Origin of the sequence: Planosporangium thailandense (assembly GCF_011947195.1) — a bacterium.
GTDB lineage: Bacteria > Actinomycetota > Actinomycetes > Mycobacteriales > Micromonosporaceae > Planosporangium > Planosporangium thailandense.
In genome coordinates this window covers 162,019-176,319 of sequence record NZ_JAATVY010000004.1, presented here as the reverse complement: position 1 = coordinate 176,319, position 14,301 = coordinate 162,019, and the positions used below count along the sequence as shown (strand labels likewise).

Annotated in this window: 17 protein-coding genes; 10 read left to right on the top strand and 7 right to left on the bottom strand. The window is 73.6% G+C overall.

What is annotated here, in order from left to right; translation table 11 throughout:
* The first annotated feature begins 168 nt into the window (after positions 1-168).
* Genes HC031_RS08495 through HC031_RS08465 form a run of 7 tightly spaced genes read left to right on the top strand, consistent with a single transcriptional unit; the run spans position 169 to position 6,461 of the window.
* Entirely contained in the window at positions 169-1,134 is a 966-nt protein-coding gene (locus HC031_RS08495) for an EamA family transporter (protein WP_205862452.1), read from the top strand.
* A 40-nt stretch (positions 1,135-1,174) separates the two neighbouring features.
* Positions 1,175-1,663 carry a YbaK/EbsC family protein gene (locus HC031_RS08490; protein ID WP_167924652.1) on the top strand — a complete coding sequence of 163 codons (489 nt, stop codon included), beginning with the start codon at positions 1,175-1,177 and terminating at the stop codon, positions 1,661-1,663.
* Positions 1,660-2,523: a monooxygenase gene (locus HC031_RS08485; protein WP_167924651.1), complete on the top strand. Its 864-nt coding sequence runs from the start codon at positions 1,660-1,662 to the stop codon at positions 2,521-2,523. Before HC031_RS08490 ends, HC031_RS08485 begins: the two co-directional genes overlap by 4 nt.
* Positions 2,520-3,074, top strand: coding sequence for a GNAT family N-acetyltransferase (locus tag HC031_RS08480; protein WP_167924650.1), 555 nt, complete (start codon positions 2,520-2,522; stop codon positions 3,072-3,074). The genes HC031_RS08485 and HC031_RS08480 overlap by 4 nt, the downstream gene beginning before the upstream one ends.
* A complete protein-coding gene (locus HC031_RS08475; RefSeq protein WP_167924649.1) occupies positions 3,071-3,865 on the top strand; it encodes a carotenoid biosynthesis protein in 795 nt (264 codons plus the stop codon). The genes HC031_RS08480 and HC031_RS08475 overlap by 4 nt, the downstream gene beginning before the upstream one ends.
* Positions 3,862-4,986 (top strand): glycosyltransferase family 2 protein, encoded by a 1,125-nt coding sequence (locus HC031_RS08470; RefSeq protein WP_167924648.1) that lies wholly within the window; start codon positions 3,862-3,864, stop codon positions 4,984-4,986. Before HC031_RS08475 ends, HC031_RS08470 begins: the two co-directional genes overlap by 4 nt.
* Positions 4,983-6,461 carry a phytoene desaturase family protein gene (locus tag HC031_RS08465; RefSeq protein ID WP_167924647.1) on the top strand — a complete coding sequence of 493 codons (1,479 nt, stop codon included), beginning with the start codon at positions 4,983-4,985 and terminating at the stop codon, positions 6,459-6,461. The genes HC031_RS08470 and HC031_RS08465 overlap by 4 nt, the downstream gene beginning before the upstream one ends.
* 99 nt (positions 6,462-6,560) lie before the next feature.
* Here HC031_RS08465 and HC031_RS08460 read toward each other — a convergent pair whose 3' ends face one another.
* The gene (locus HC031_RS08460) at positions 6,561-7,196 is read right to left on the bottom strand and encodes a CDP-alcohol phosphatidyltransferase family protein (RefSeq protein WP_240942247.1); all 636 of its coding nucleotides are present in this window, start codon (positions 7,194-7,196) and stop codon (positions 6,561-6,563) included.
* On the bottom strand, positions 7,190-8,113 hold the full coding sequence (gene metF / locus HC031_RS08455) for a methylenetetrahydrofolate reductase [NAD(P)H] (RefSeq protein ID WP_167924646.1): 924 nt from the start codon (positions 8,111-8,113) through the stop codon (positions 7,190-7,192). The genes HC031_RS08460 and metF overlap by 7 nt, the downstream gene beginning before the upstream one ends.
* Positions 8,114-8,403: 290 nt before the next feature.
* Here metF and HC031_RS08450 point away from each other — a divergent pair, with 290 nt between their 5' ends.
* Entirely contained in the window at positions 8,404-9,798 is a 1,395-nt protein-coding gene (locus HC031_RS08450; protein ID WP_167924645.1) for a helix-turn-helix domain-containing protein, read from the top strand.
* Positions 9,799-9,830: 32 nt separating this feature from the next.
* Entirely contained in the window at positions 9,831-10,886 is a 1,056-nt protein-coding gene (locus tag HC031_RS08445) for a polyprenyl synthetase family protein (RefSeq protein WP_167924869.1), read from the top strand.
* Positions 10,887-10,947: 61 nt separating this feature from the next.
* Here the strand turns inward: HC031_RS08445 and HC031_RS08440 are convergent, their stop codons facing one another.
* The 5 genes from HC031_RS08440 to HC031_RS08420 all read right to left on the bottom strand — a co-directional run bounded on the left by HC031_RS08440 (position 10,948) and on the right by HC031_RS08420 (position 13,268).
* On the bottom strand, positions 10,948-11,148 hold the full coding sequence (locus tag HC031_RS08440; protein WP_167924644.1) for a DUF397 domain-containing protein: 201 nt from the start codon (positions 11,146-11,148) through the stop codon (positions 10,948-10,950).
* Positions 11,145-11,975: a helix-turn-helix domain-containing protein gene (locus HC031_RS08435; RefSeq protein ID WP_167924643.1), complete on the bottom strand. Its 831-nt coding sequence runs from the start codon at positions 11,973-11,975 to the stop codon at positions 11,145-11,147. Before HC031_RS08435 ends, HC031_RS08440 begins: the two co-directional genes overlap by 4 nt.
* A 312-nt stretch (positions 11,976-12,287) precedes the next feature.
* Positions 12,288-12,587, bottom strand: a complete 300-nt coding sequence (locus HC031_RS08430) for a lycopene cyclase domain-containing protein (RefSeq protein WP_167924642.1) — start codon at positions 12,585-12,587, stop codon at positions 12,288-12,290.
* Positions 12,584-12,907 (bottom strand): lycopene cyclase domain-containing protein, encoded by a 324-nt coding sequence (locus HC031_RS08425; protein ID WP_167924641.1) that lies wholly within the window; start codon positions 12,905-12,907, stop codon positions 12,584-12,586. The genes HC031_RS08430 and HC031_RS08425 overlap by 4 nt, the downstream gene beginning before the upstream one ends.
* A gap of 13 nt (positions 12,908-12,920) precedes the next feature.
* A complete protein-coding gene (locus HC031_RS08420) occupies positions 12,921-13,268 on the bottom strand; it encodes an Rv2175c family DNA-binding protein (protein ID WP_338090544.1) in 348 nt (115 codons plus the stop codon).
* A gap of 281 nt (positions 13,269-13,549) precedes the next feature.
* Here HC031_RS08420 and HC031_RS08415 point away from each other — a divergent pair, with 281 nt between their 5' ends.
* Positions 13,550-14,251 carry a hypothetical protein gene (locus tag HC031_RS08415; protein ID WP_205862451.1) on the top strand — a complete coding sequence of 234 codons (702 nt, stop codon included), beginning with the start codon at positions 13,550-13,552 and terminating at the stop codon, positions 14,249-14,251.
* The last annotated feature ends 50 nt before the right edge of the window (positions 14,252-14,301 follow it).

Sequence of the window (14,301 nt, the reverse complement as noted above, 5' to 3'; positions counted from 1 at the left end):
CGGCGCGCTACTGCGTGATCATCGGCGCGCCGCGGACCGGCACACGACCGTCGACCCGCCGGGGGCTAACCTCTGGTACCGCAAGAGATCACATGACGTAGCGGAGGTAACGATGTCGGCGGGCGCAGCCCTGCTCCCACCGGCCCGGGCGCTCGCCGCCGGGGACGCGTGACGACCCGATCCGCGCCGAGCGCCACCGGTACTCGAAGCGCGGTCCGTCCCGCCCTGGGCGCCGTCATGGTCGTCCTCTCCGGGGCCCTGTTCGCCATCAACGGCACCGTCTCCAAGCTGGTGATGCGCGCCGGAATGGACCCGCTTCAGCTGACCACGCTGCGGGCCACCGCCGCGTTCGTCGGCCTGCTCGTCCTCACCCTCGCGGTCAACCCCCGCAGCCTGCGCTTCAGCCGGCGCGACCTGCCGGTACTGCTCGGGTACGGGCTGACCGGGTTCGCCCTCGTGCCCCTGCTGTACTTCATCGCCATCAGCCGGCTGCCGGTGGGCATCGCGCTGCTGTTCGAGTACACGGCGCCGCTGCTCGTGGCGCTGTGGGCCCGATTCGGTCAGCGCCAGTCCGTACGCCCGCGGTTGTGGATCGGGCTGGGCCTGAGCCTCGCGGGGCTGGCCGCCGTCGCGGAGGTCTGGGGCAACCTGCGCCTGAACTCCGTCGGCATCCTCGCGGGCCTCGGGGCGGCCGCCATGCTCGCGGTCTACTACGTGATCGGCGGGCACGGCGCGGCCCGCCGCGATCCGCTGTCGCTGACCTGCCTGTCGTACGGCGCGGCGGCGGTCGCGGGCGCGGTCATCCGGCCGTGGTGGCGCTTCCCCGGCCACCTGCTGGGCACCACCAGCGACGGCGTGCCCGTCTGGCTGCTGTGCTGCTACGTGGTACTCCTCGGCTCGATCGCACCGTACCTGCTACTCACCGCCGCGCTGCGGCACCTGCCGCCCACCAGCGCCGGCATCATCGGCATGGTCGAGCCGGTGTTCGCCGGCGCGGTCGCCTGGCTCGTGCTGGGCGAGGCGCTCACCCCGGTCCAGCTGACGGGCGCCGCGCTCATCCTCACCGGCGTCATCCTCGCCGAGACCGCCCGGACGGCCACGTCGGAGACGCTCCCCGACATACCGCCCACGTGAAACGGCGGACGCCCGCCGGATGATCGGCCAAGATGGACCTATGCAGCTTCATCCCAACGCGCAGGCGGTACAGGACGCGCTCGACGCCGCCGGGGCGCGCGACGCCGCCGGCCGGCCGAGCCGGGTGCGGGTCCTGCCCGACGCGGTCCACACGGCAGCGGCGGCCGCGGCGGCGCTGGGCGTACAGGTCGGCCAGATCGCCAACTCCCTGATCTTCGACGCCGACGGCGAGCCGCTGCTCGTCCTGACCTCGGGCGCCCACCGGGTGGACACCGCGAAGGTGTGCGCCCTGATCGGCGCGCAGCGGGTGCGCCGGGCCACGCCGGAGTTCGTACGCGCCCACACCGGGCAGGTCATCGGCGGCGTGGCCCCGCTCGGCCACCCCAAGCAGCTCCGGACCCTGGTGGACACCACGCTCGAAGGCTACGACGAGGTATGGGCGGCCGGCGGGATCCCGCAGGCCGTCTTCGGAATCACGTACGCCGAACTGGTCCGGATCACGTCGGGCTCCCCCGCCGAGGTGGCGTGAGTCGGCTGATCACCCTCCACGTCTGGCGGGTACCGCAGACCGCCCTGCCGCAGGCTCTGTGGCGCATGGCGACCGACCGTCAGCGGCTGCGCCGTACCAGGGGCGTGGAGTTCGCGAAGCTGCTCGGCACCGGACGCGACCTGCGCTTCGGGCCCGGCGCCGCGGATCCGACCCGGTGGGCGGCCGTCATCGCCTGGAACGACCCCGACGCGGCCGGCCGCTTCGACGACTCGGCGGTGGGCCGGGCCTGGGGCGCCCTCGCGACGGCGCGCTGCCGGGTCGCGCTGCGCGCGGTTCGCAGCCGTGGCGTGTGGGCCGGCCGCGCACCGTTCGATGTCGACCGGCCGAGCGGGCCCGACGGTGTCGACCGGCCGAGCGGGCCCGACGGTGTCGACCGGCCGAGCGGGCCCGACGGTGTCGACCGGCCGAGCGGGCCCGACGGTGTCGACCGGCCGGGCGGAGACGCCGCCAGGCCGGACGGAGACGCCCCCGGGCCGGGCGGACACGCCGACGGCCCTGTTCTCGTTCTCACCCGGGCCCGGCTGCGGCCGACGCGGGCGGTCACGTTCTGGCGCGCGATCCCGGCCGTCGAGGCGACCCTCGCCGGCGCGCCCGGCCTGCTCGCCGCGTTCGGCATCGGGGAGGCCCCGCTGGGCTGGCAAGGGACGGTCAGCGTGTGGCGCGCCGCCACCGACGTCACAGGCTTCGCGTACGGTCGGACGGAGCACCGGGCGGTGGTCACGGCGACGCCCGTACGCCGGTGGTACGCGGAAGAGCTGTTCGCCCGCTTCACGGTGCTCCACGTCGACGGCGACCGTGACGTGCTCGGCTGGAAGGAAGGAGAGGACTACCCGCGATGAGGCTCGTGACGTGGCAGCCCGACGACCTGGTGCACCGGCTGGACGACGTCATCGAGGTGTACGGCTCGGCCATGGGCTACCACGCGGACCTGCTGCAGACCCGCCGCGGGTACGTGGCGGCGCACGCGGGCCGGCCGGGCTTCCGCGCCGTCGCCACCCTCGGTGACCGGGGTGGGTTGCTCGGCTTCGGGTACGGCTATACCTCCACGCCCGGCCAGTGGTGGCACGACCAGATCAGGGCGTCGCTCCGCCGCGACAACGCCAAAGGCTGGATGTCGGACTGCTTCGAGCTGGTGGAGCTGCACGTGCGTCCGAGCGAGCAGGGGCAGGGCATCGGCCAGCGGCAACTGGACGCCCTGCTGTCCGGCCTGTCGCACCGCACCGTCCTGCTGTCGACCCCGGAAGCCGACGAGAACGTCTCCCGCGCCTGGCGACTGTACCGCCGCTTCGGCTTCGTCGACGTGCTGCGTAACTTCTACTTCCCCGGCGACGACCGCGCCTTCGGGATCCTCGGGCTGATCATGCCGCCACCCGGGCATCTACCGGCATGAGACACCGGCTCGTCTGGGTGGCGTTCGCGGCGCTGGTCCTGGCCGAGATCGGGTACCCGCTGGTGTCCGGACCGGCCCGGGCCCACCTCACCGTCGCCACCGTGCTGATCGGGTTCGCGGTCTCGGTCGCCCACGCGGCGGTCAGCCGCGGCCCGCGCGCCGCGGCCGCCCTGGTGGCCGTCGCGGGCGGCGGGGGGCTCGCCGTCGAGGCGCTGGGGGTGGCGACCGGCGTCCCGTTCGGCGCGTACGGCTACGGCGACGCGCTGGGCGCCGAGCTGCTCGGGGTGCCGCTGGTGATCCCCCTCGCCTGGACGTGGATGGCGTGGCCCGCCTGGCTGACAGCGGGGCGACTGGCGCGTGGCGTCGCCGCGCGGGTGGCGGTCGCCGGGCTCGGCCTGGCGGCGTGGGACCTGTTCCTCGATCCGCAGATGGTCGCCGAGAAGTACTGGACCTGGGCCTCCCCCCGGCCGGCGCTGCCCGGCGTGCCGGACGTGCCCCGCTCCAACTACCTGGGCTGGCTGGTCGTCGCGGTCGCGCTGATGGCGCTGCTCGCCGCCGTCCCGGACACCCGGCGCCCCGGGCCCGACGCGCCGATGTACGCGCTGTACCTGTGGACGTACGCCTCGGGCGTACTCGCGCACGCCGTGTTCCTGGACCTGCCGGCGTCGGCGGCGTGGGGTGGGCTCGGGATGGGACTGGTCGCGGTGCCGTTGGCGGTGGCGCTGCTGCGCGACCGGTACCCGCGCACCGCGCCGCGGCAGGCGCGGGCAGAGCGGCGGATCTCCGCATGATCGCCTGGGCCGTCACGGCCGTCGTCGCCGCGCTGACCGTCCACACGGGTGTCAACGCCGCGCTGCTACGCCGGCCGCCGGCCCGGCCACCCACGGTCGACCGGCCGGTCGCGGTGCTGCTGCCGGTACGCGACGAGGCGCACCGGGTGGAGCCGTGCCTGCGGGCGCTGCTGGCCCAGCAGGGGGTACCGGACCTGGAGATCGTCGTCCTCGACGACGGCTCCGGCGACGGCACCGCCGATCTGGTCCGGGCGATCGGCGGCGACCGCGTCCGGCTGCTGACCGGTGCGCCGCTGCCGGCCGGCTGGCTGGGCAAGCCGTACGCCTGCGCGCAGCTCGCCGCCGCCACCGCCGCCGAGGTCCTGGTGTTCGTCGACGCCGACGTGGTGCTCGCCCCGCACGCCGTGGCCGCCGCCGTCGCGCTGCTGGACGACGTCGACAAGGTCGCCGGAGGCGACAGCTTCGACCTCGTCTCCCCGTACCCGAAGATCCTCGGCCAGCCGCTGGTGCAGCAGCTGCTGCAGTGGTCGTGGTTGACGTTCCTGCCGCTGCGGGCGATGGAACGCTCGCGTCGGCCGTCGCTCGCCGCCGCCGGGGGCCAGTTCCTCGCCGTCCGGGCGGACACGTACGCGCGGGCCGGCGGCCATGCGGCGGTGCGCGACCGGGTACTCGAAGACATCGAGCTGGCCCGGGCGGTCAAGCGGGCCGGGGGGCGGATCGCGCTCGCGGACGGATCGGCGCTCGCGACGTGCCGCATGTACGCGTCCTGGCGGGAGCTCGCCGACGGGTACGGCAAGTCGCTGTGGGCGTCGTTCGGCTCGCCGGGCGCCGCCGCGGCGGTCGTGGCGATGCTCATCGCGCTGTACGTGCTGCCGTTCGCGCTGCTGCTGACCGGCCCGGCAGCGGTGCGAACGGCGGGGCTCGCCGGCTACCTGTGCGGCGTCGCCGGCCGGGTCGTCGCCGCCCGCGCCACCGGCGGCCGGCCGTTCCCGGTCGCGCTGGCCCACCCCGCCGCGATCGTTACCTTCGCGATCCTGCTGGGGGTCTCGTTTCGGCGCCGCCGCCACGGCACACTGACCTGGAAAAACCGTCCGGTGGAGGCCCACGAGGGGACCCCATGAGCGAAGTCGTCGTGATCGGTGCGGGCGTCGGCGGCCTGTCCGCCGCACTGCGGCTCGCCACGGCCGGGCACCGCGTCACGGTGTACGAGCGCGCCGGCGTCGTGGGCGGCAAGCTCGGCCGGTACGAGCACACCACCCGCGCGGGCGCCTTCCGCTTCGACACCGGCCCCAGCCTGCTCACCCTGCCCCAGGTCGTGACCGAACTGCTCGGCGACGACCTGGCCGGCCAGTTCGTCGGGCTCGACCCGATCGTGCGCCACCGCTTCGCCGACGGCACCGTGCTCGACTCGTCCGCCGACCAGACCACGTTCACCGACCGCATCGCCGCCGCGGTCGGAGAACAGTCGGCCCGCGAATGGCGGCAGCTGTGGCGGCGCGCCGAACGGGTGTGGGAGACGTCCTGGCGGCACGTGCTCACCGTCCCCGCCCACTCGACGCTCGCACTGTCCACACTGGCCTGGCGGATCGGCGACCTCAGCGCGGTCGGCCCCGGGCAGACCATCCGCGGGGTGGCCCGCCGGTACCTGTCCGATCCGAGGATGCGCACGCTGCTGGAGCGGTACGCCACCTACTCGGGCGCCGATCCGCGGCGGGCCCCGGCCGCGCTGCTGGCGATCCCTTACGCCGAGATGCGCTACGGCGGCTGGTACCTGCGCGGCGGCCTCGCCACCCTCGCCGACGCCCTGCTGGCCCGCTGCGACTCGCTCGGGGTCCGGGTACGTACCGGCACCCGTGTGGTGGAGATCGAGGCCGCCGGCGGGCGGGTGCACGGGGTACGGCTCGCCGGCGGCACGTTCGTGCCCGCCGACGTGGTCGTGGCCAACACCGACGCCCTCGAGGTGTACCGCGACCTGCTGCCCGACCGGCGCCGTGCGGCCCGGCTGCGGGAGCGCAGCCTCGCCGGCTTCGTCCTGCTGCTCGGTGTGCAGGGGCGTACGCCGGGGCTGGCCCACCATACGGTGCTGTTGCCCGACGACTACGACGCCGAGTTCGACGACGTGTTCGGCCACCCGCGCCGGGGTGTGGTGGCCAGGCCGGCCCGCGACCCCGCGGTCTTCGTCACCGTCGCGGACGATCCGCTGGTGCGCCCCGACGGCCACGAGGCGTGGTTCGTCCTGGTCAACGCGCCGCCGCACGGCGACAACGCGGCGGGGGTCGACTGGACGGTGCCGGAGCTGGCCCAGGGGTACGCCAACCGGATCCTCGACGTGCTCGCCGCCCGCGGCGTGGAGGTGCGCGACCGGGTGCTGTTCCGCAAGGTGCTCACGCCGGCCGATCTCCAGGTCGCGACCGCCTCGCCGGGCGGGGCGATCTACGGTACGCCGGTCCACGGGCTCACCGGCCTGCGCCGGCCCGGCAACCGGGGACCGGTCCGCGGCCTGTTCCTCGTCGGCGGATCGGTGCACCCCGGCGGTGGGTTGCCGATGGTCATGCTGTCGGCGAAGATCGTCGCCGGGCAGATCGGGTCGGCGTAGCCTCGCGCGAACGGCCAGTCAGCGCAGTCTTGCGCGAACGGCCAGTCACCGTAGCCTCGCGCGAACGGCCAGTCAGCGCAGTCTTGCGCGAACGGCCAGTCAGCGCAGTCTTGCGCGCACGGTCAGCATCAGCTGGGCGAAGCCGACCACCGTCAGCGCCGTCCAGACGGCCGTGACCGCGGTCGCCGCCGCTCCCCCGACCGTACCGGCGGCGACGAGCGCCGCCACGGCCAGGATTATCCGGGTCGGTCGCTCCGCGACGGTGACCACCCCGATCTCGTTCATGCCCGCCGCGGTCGCCCGCGCCCGCACGTACTCGTGCAGCCAGGCGCACCCGCCGCAGCCGAGCAGCAGCCACGCCGGCACGCCGAGCACACCCAGCGCCACCAGCCAACACGCTTCGCCGACCCGGTCGGCGAGGCTGTCGTACACCTGACCGGCGCGCGAAGCCCGGCCGGTCAACACCGCGACCGCGCCGTCGATCGTGTCCGCGACGGCCGACAGTACGACCAGGAGGGCCGCCAGCAGCGGCAGCCGGGCCGCCACCGGTACGCCCACCGACAGCGCCAGCCCGATGCCCGTCACGACCCCCGGGGTGGCGCCGACCCGGGCCGCCGCCCGGCCGAGCAGGTACGCCAGCCGCAGCCAGCCGCGTACGAACGCCGAACCGGTGTGCGGGTCGTACCCGCCGTGCAGTTCGCGCCAACCGGCCGCGTACTGCTCCCAGGTCAGCATCGGGTCGGGGTGTACACCCCCAGGTTGTGCCAGACCTCCCGGGTGGCGGTCGACCGGTTGAGGGTGATGAAGTGGATGCCCGGCGCGCCCTCGGCCAGCAGCCGGGCGCTCAAGTCAGTGGCCACCTCGACGCCGATCGCGCGAACCGCGGCGGGGTCGTCGGCGACCGCGTGCAGCCGCTCGGCGAGGTCCGCCGGGAACGCCGCGCCGGACAGCTTCGCCATCGTCTCGATGCTCTTGACGTTGGTCACCGGCATCACGCCGGGGATGATCGGCACGTCGCAGCCGCGCGCCGCCACCTTGTCGCGGAACCGGGCCCAGTCCTCCCAGCGGAAGAAGAACTGTGTGATGGCGAAGTCGGCGCCGGCGCGGCACTTGCGGACGAAGTTGTCCACGTCGGTGTCGAGGTCGGGTGAGCGCGGGTGCTTCTCCGGGAACGCCGCCACCCCGACGCAGAAGTCGCCGCTGTCGCGGACGAGCCGGACCAGCTCGTCGGCGTGGCTGAAGCCGTCGGGGTGCGCCACCCACTCCGCCTGCGGGTCGCCGGGCGGGTCGCCGCGCAGCACGAGCATGTTGTGGATGCCGACCTCGGCGTAGTTGCCGATGACCCGGCGCAGCTCGGCGACCGAGTGGTTGACGGCGGTGAGGTGCGCCATGGGCAGCAGCGTGGTCTCGGTGGCGATCCGTCCGGTCACCGAGATGGTGGTGTCGCGGGTGGAGCCGCCGGCGCCGTAGGTGATCGACACGAAGGACGGCTTCAGCGGCTCCAGCTCGCGGATGGCCTGCCAGAGCAGGCGCTCGCCGTCAGCGGTCTTGGGCGGGAAGAACTCGAACGAGAACGTCGGCCCGGACGTGCGCACCAGGTCGCCGATCGACGGTCTGTCATCCGGCATCACCGAGGGAAGTCCGAGAGCCACGGCTGGGACTGTACCCAGGTGGCCGCGTCTTCAGCGTCCACATCTCGACAAATGGCCACGTGATCTCCGCCGCGTACCGGTCTGGTGATCTCCGCCGCGTCCAAGATCCGGCTCGGGTCTGCGTTATTCATGCCTCGACCGCCCCGAGACCCCGACAACGCAGACCCGAGCGGGATCTTGTTCTGCCGCGCCGAACCGTCGTACCCGTGCGGTACCACTGTCGGCACGGGGGTCTTCACCACATCGGGGGTCGCGACCGCAGGAGGCGTCAACCGTACGGAGGTTGCTCGATGACGCCGTCGCGACGGGACTTCGATCCGGAAGCCGGATCGGAGTCGATCGGAGCGTTGCTCGTACGGCTCCGGCTGGCGTCGGGCCGCTCGCAGCTGAGGCTGGCGGAGCTGTTGTGCGCCGCATCCGGCGTGCCGACGTTGACCCGCCACGAGGTCTCCCGGTGGGAGCGGGAGGAGCGCATCCCGAGCCAGCGCTGGCTGGTCTGGCTGGCCGCGGTGCTCGAGGCGCCGCTCGACGACCTGGAGCGCGCCGCCGCGCTCGCCCGGGCCAGACGCGACGCGCTCCCCGGCCCACCGCTGCCGGACGAGGTGCCGCCGTGGCGATCCATGCCGGCCAACGGTGACGCCGTGCTGGCCGCCCGCGACGTGACCATCCTGGCCGCCAGCGTCGACACGTCCGTCCTGGCCACCCGCGTCGACACGTCCGTCCTCGCCACCCGCGTCGACACGTCCGTCCTCGCCACCCGCGTCGACACGTCCGTCCTCGCCGCCCGCGTCGCGGCGCTGCGGCGGATGGACGACCTCGTGGGTGGCGCCGACCTGAGCCGGCTGACCGAACGGGAGCTCGCGGCCGCGCTCCAGGTGCTGCGCGCGGACGGCCTGACCGAGCGGCAGCGGCGCCGCCTGCTCCCGGTCGTCGCCGAGCTGGCCCAGCTCGCCTGCTGGGTCGCTGCCGACGCGGGTGCGCCCGGACGGGCCCGGCGGGCACACCGGATCGGCGTCGCGGCGGCCACCGCCGCGGAGGACTGTCCCCTGCTGGGCCACCTGCTCACCACGCTCGCCCACCTCGGCACGCCGGACGGGTCCGATCCACTCGAGCTGGCCCGACGCGGCTATCGGCTGGGTCGCTCGGCGGCATCGGCCACGGTCCGGGCGCTGCTGCTGCACCGCATCGCGTTCGCCGCCGCCCGCGCCGGGCAGCGCCGCGCCTGTGAGGAGTCCCTCGCCGGGGCGGAGCGCGCGTTCGAGCGGCGTGACCCCGCGCGCGACCCCGCCTGGGCGTACTGGTTCGACGACGCCGAGCTGACCGCGATGGCCGGTCGCTGCTACGCGGCGGCGGGTCGCCCCCGGCTGGCCGAGCCGCTGCTGCGCGCCGCGCTCGCCGATCGCCGGATCCGGCTGCGGGCCTGGGCGCTGTACGCCGGCTGGCTCGCGGGCGTACAGCTGGACACCGGTGAGGTCGACGGCGCGTGCGCGACCGCACGGGCGGCGCTGCTGGAGACCGTACGCGTCGGCTCGGTCCGCGCCGCGCGCCAGCTGACCGCGCTTCATCCGCGGCTGCGCCCGCTGCGCGCGGTCCCGGCCGTCCGCGAGTACGCGGAGCTGTACCGGTCCGCGGCCCGCTACCTTCCCGCTGCTCCGGGGGGTGCTGCCGGGGCGCTTGCCGGGTGAGACTAGGTTCGGGTCTCGTGACGGCGTCTGTGTTGGACCAGGCCGGCCTGCGCACCCGGGTGGACTCCGCCCTCGCCGCGTTCCTGGCCCGGCGGCGTGAGCAGCTGACAACGATCGATGAGGCGCTGGTGCCGATCGCCGACGCCATCGAGAAGTTCGTGCTCGGCGGCGGCAAGCGGCTGCGGCCGGCGTTCGCGTACTGGGGCTACCGGGCCGCCGGCGGGGTCGACCGCGACGAGGTCGTGGCCGGTGCGGCGGCGCTGGAGTTCGTCCAGGCCAGCGCGCTGATGCACGACGACGTGATGGACGCCTCCGACACGCGACGCGGCGAGCCCGCCGTGCACCGGCGCTTCGAGTCGCTGCACCGCAGGTCGAAGTGGCTGGGCGAGCCGACCGGGTTCGGCACCGCCTCGGCGATCCTGCTCGGCGACCTGTGCCTGGTCTGGTCGGACCAGTTGCTGCACACCAGCGGGCTGGACCCGCAGACCCTGGCCCGGGCCCGTGGCGTGTTCGACGACATGCGCACCGAGGTGACCGTCGGCCAGTACCTCGACATCCACACCCAGGTGGCCGGCGACACGTCCCTGCAGCGGGCGGGGCTGGTGGCCCGGTACAAGTCGGCGAAGTACACCGTGGAGCGGCCGCTGCTGCTCGGCGCGGCGTTCGCCGACGCGCCCGCGGAGATCATTCGGGCGTATTCGGCGTTCGGTCTGCCGCTGGGCGAGGCCTTCCAGTTGCGCGACGACGTACTCGGGGTCTTCGGCCACTCGGCGGTGACCGGGAAGCCCGCCGGTGACGACCTCCGGGAGGGCAAGCGCACCTACCTGGTGGCGGCCGCGTTCGAGGCGGCCGATGAGCAGCAGGCCCGCCAGCTACGGGAGGGGCTGGGCGACCCGCACCTCGACGAGGCGGGCATCCGCCGGTTGCGCGACATCATCACCGCGACCGGGGCGCTGGACCGCACCGAGGAGCGCATCGCCGAGCTGACCCGGTCGGCGCTGGCGGCGCTGGACGCCGTGTCGCTACAGCCCGAGGGCGCCGAGGCGCTCAGGCAGCTCGCGGCCGCCGCGACGCACCGGCTGACCTGAATCTGAACCATCCATGATCGTGGAGACTTTTCCGTGCCGGGACACGGAAAAGTCTCCACGATCATGAGAGGTCGAATTCGCCCCTGCGGGCGCCCTCGATGAACGCCTCCCACTCGTCCCGGCTGAACGTCAGGACGGGGCCGGTGCCCTCGGCCTTGCTGTCGCGGACCTGGATCGCACCGTCGTGCCGGCGGACCTCGACACACTGCCCACCGTTGCTGCCGGATCGGGTGGACTTGAACCACGGGGTATCGGTGCTCATGGTACGTACTCCTCGATAGGGACTGCCTTCACGCAGATCAGGTCGAAGATCCTGCGGTACTGGTCCAGTTCCTCGGGCCTCTCCAGATACCGGGCGCCGGTGTGCGTCTCCAGGTACACCACTGCGGGGTCGTCCGGATCGTCGAAGTCGAGGATGGTGAACGCGCCGGTGTGCATCGCGGCGTGCGCGCCGGCGTCCCAGGTCAGCACCCGGATGTCGATGTGGTCGAGCTTGGACAGCTCACACAGCCGGTCAACCTGCTCGGCCATCACCTGCGCGCCGCCGACCGACCGGGCCAGGACGCCCGCGCCGAGGACCACGGCGACCCGCAACGGCGGGACGCGGTCGCGGATGCTCCGCTGGCGTTGCATCCGCAGGTTGATCTGTCCCTGGACGGCCTGCTCGCTGCGGTCGCCCGCACCGGCCTCCCACAGCGCCCGCACGTACGCGGGGGTCTGGAGCAGGCCGTGGACCAGTTCGGGGTCGTAGATCCGGATCTCGCTCGCCGCGGCTTCAAGGCCGATGTACAGGCCGAACCAGTCCGGGACCGCCTCGCGGTAATCCTCCCACCAGCCCTGCTCGGTCGTGCCGACCGCCAGCCCGGCGAGGGCGTCGGTGGTGGGCGCGTCAGCGCCGTACAGCCAGCAGAGCGCCCGCACGTCGGCGACCTTGATCGCCGTCTTGCCGCTCTCGATGCGCCACAGCTTGGTGCGGCTCAACAGCTTGGCGGTCTCGACGTCACGTTCGGACTTGCCGGCCGCCTCGCGCAGGCGTCGCAACCGCCGGCCCAACTGGCGCCGGACGAGCGTCGAACCCGAGATCGGCATGCCGTCCTCCGCGGGAAGAGTGTTCCACGCCGGGACGCCGACCAGGGACCTTGAATCTATCAGCGTCCATGTCTGATCCTGACACACCGCGCTTCACAATGAAACGTTGTGCGTCGATGCGCGCCCCCGGATGCTGACCACGTGACCCGCACCGAGGAGGTCGGCACGATGCTGATCCGGATTCGCCGCTGGTGGCGCCGTAGACAGGACAGACACCTGCCGGTACCGGCCGCCGTCGAGCAACCGGCCGGGCCACCGGAGCCGGAACCCCGGACGTCGCTCTACGTGGTCAAGGAATGTGACGGATAAGCGTCACCTCGGGTCGTGGCGCCCCAGCCACACCCACACCGACAGCGATGTGAGCACCAGGGCGAACCCGAACGCGAGGTCCTCCACCGGCGCGTACGCGATCCGTGGGCCGAGGATCGTCGCCGGGTTGTAGCGGACCACCTGCAGCCCGGTCAGCACCCCGTTGGACAGCAGCTGAAACCCGACAATGATCGGGTACGTGGCCCAGAACACCAGCCGGGTCACCAGCCGGGTACGCAGGAGCACGAGGTCGACGACGAGCGCGCCGAGGACGCCGAGCCCTGCGGCGACGGTGTAGGTCACCGGGACCTCCGGCGGGCCAGCACGGTACGGACCGCTTCGAAGCCGAGCACCGCGCAGACCGGTACGACCACGAAGAAGAGCAGCTCCTCCAGCGGCAGCCGCCCCGGCAACCGGACGCCGGTGGTCTGGCCCGGGTCGAAGCTCCAGTGACCGGCCGCGATCGCGGCGAGGTCCCAGGCCGTGAACACGACGACCACGGGCAGCAGCGTCAGCAGCAGCCGGCGCCACCGGCGCAGTACGCCCACCCGCAGGACGGGCTCCAGCCAGAGCGCCCCGGCCAGGCAGCCGAGAAGCACACCGAGATAGACGAGGTGACGCACCCCGGCCGGCCGGTCAGAAGCCCAGCGCCTGGGCGCGGCGCTTGACCTCGGTGGCCCGCCCGCTCGACAGCGCGTTCGCCGGGGTCCCGGGAAGCGTCTCGTCGGCCGTGTACAGCCACCTGAGCGCCTCTTCGTCGTTATACCCGGCGTCACGCAGCAACGTGAGTACTCCGGGAAGGTGCTTCAGCACGGTGTCGCCAGCCACCAACTCCTCAGGCACACGCAGCACGCCGTCACGCCGCACGGCGATGAGCGCGTTGTCGCGCAGCAGCTGGTGCACCCTGGTGATCGGAATTCCCAGACGCTCGGCGATGTCCGGCAGCGCCAGCCAACGGGCCGGTTCCACGGCGTGATCGGTCACCCCTTCACCCTGCCACGCCCGGCGGGTGTAGATCCAATAAACCCGCGCAATCCGCACCGCACGAACCGCCGGCCGCCGGTCCCGAACCGGCGGACGGCATGGAAAGGGACAGCGACGTGAAGCCCTGGGACAGACTCCGCCGGGAGGTCATGGGCGCGTGGCGGTCGGTTCGTTACGACCTCCGCCACCGCCCCAAGGCCGGAACCGAGCCCAGGGGCGGCGCCGGGGCCACGGGAGGCGCCGGACCGCGGGCCGGCCGTACCGCGACCGGCTCGAACGGTGTGAGCAGGCCGATCGGCTTCGACGGCGCGAGCGCGCCGGTCAGCTTCGACCCCGCCACCACGGTCGCCTTCACCCCCGGTCACACGGCGCCGTTCGACCCCGCGGTGACCGTACCGTTCGACCCCGCCGCGACCGTACCGTTCGACCCCGCCGCCACCGTCGTCTTCAACCGGGTGCCCGCCTTCGGCCCGGCCCCGGTCGCCGACTCCGGAGTGCCGCCCGCCGGCCGCTCCGAGCGGGCGCTGCCGCCGCAGGAGACGGTGTGGTCCCAGCTTCGCAAGCCGCGTCGGGTACTGGCCGCGTCGGCCGTGGCGAGCGCGCTGGCCGCGTCGGCCATGGGGGCGTTCTTCGCGGTGTCGGGCAGCCTGGGGGTCACGTTGGTCAACTCGCCCGGCGCGCCGACCACCCCGCCGCCCGCGCCGGCGAGCGCGCCCCAGGTCGTACCCTCGGTCGCTCATTCGCCTTCGAAGGCCCCGGCGGCACACCGGCCGTCGTCGTCACCGTCGCCGTCGGTGCGGGTGTCGGCGCCCGGATCGGCCGCCCCGACCGCTCAGCCGTCCGCGACCGCGGTTCCGAGCCCGTCGGTCTCCGCGACGACGGTCCCGCCGTCGCGCAGCCCGGAGCCGGAGCCGAGCAAGGAGGCTACGGCCAGTGAGGCCCCGTCACTGAACGCGACACCGGCGGCTGAAACCACGCCCTGATTATTTCGTTGGCCCGGCTCACCGGACCTGTCACCGACATCCGCCGTACA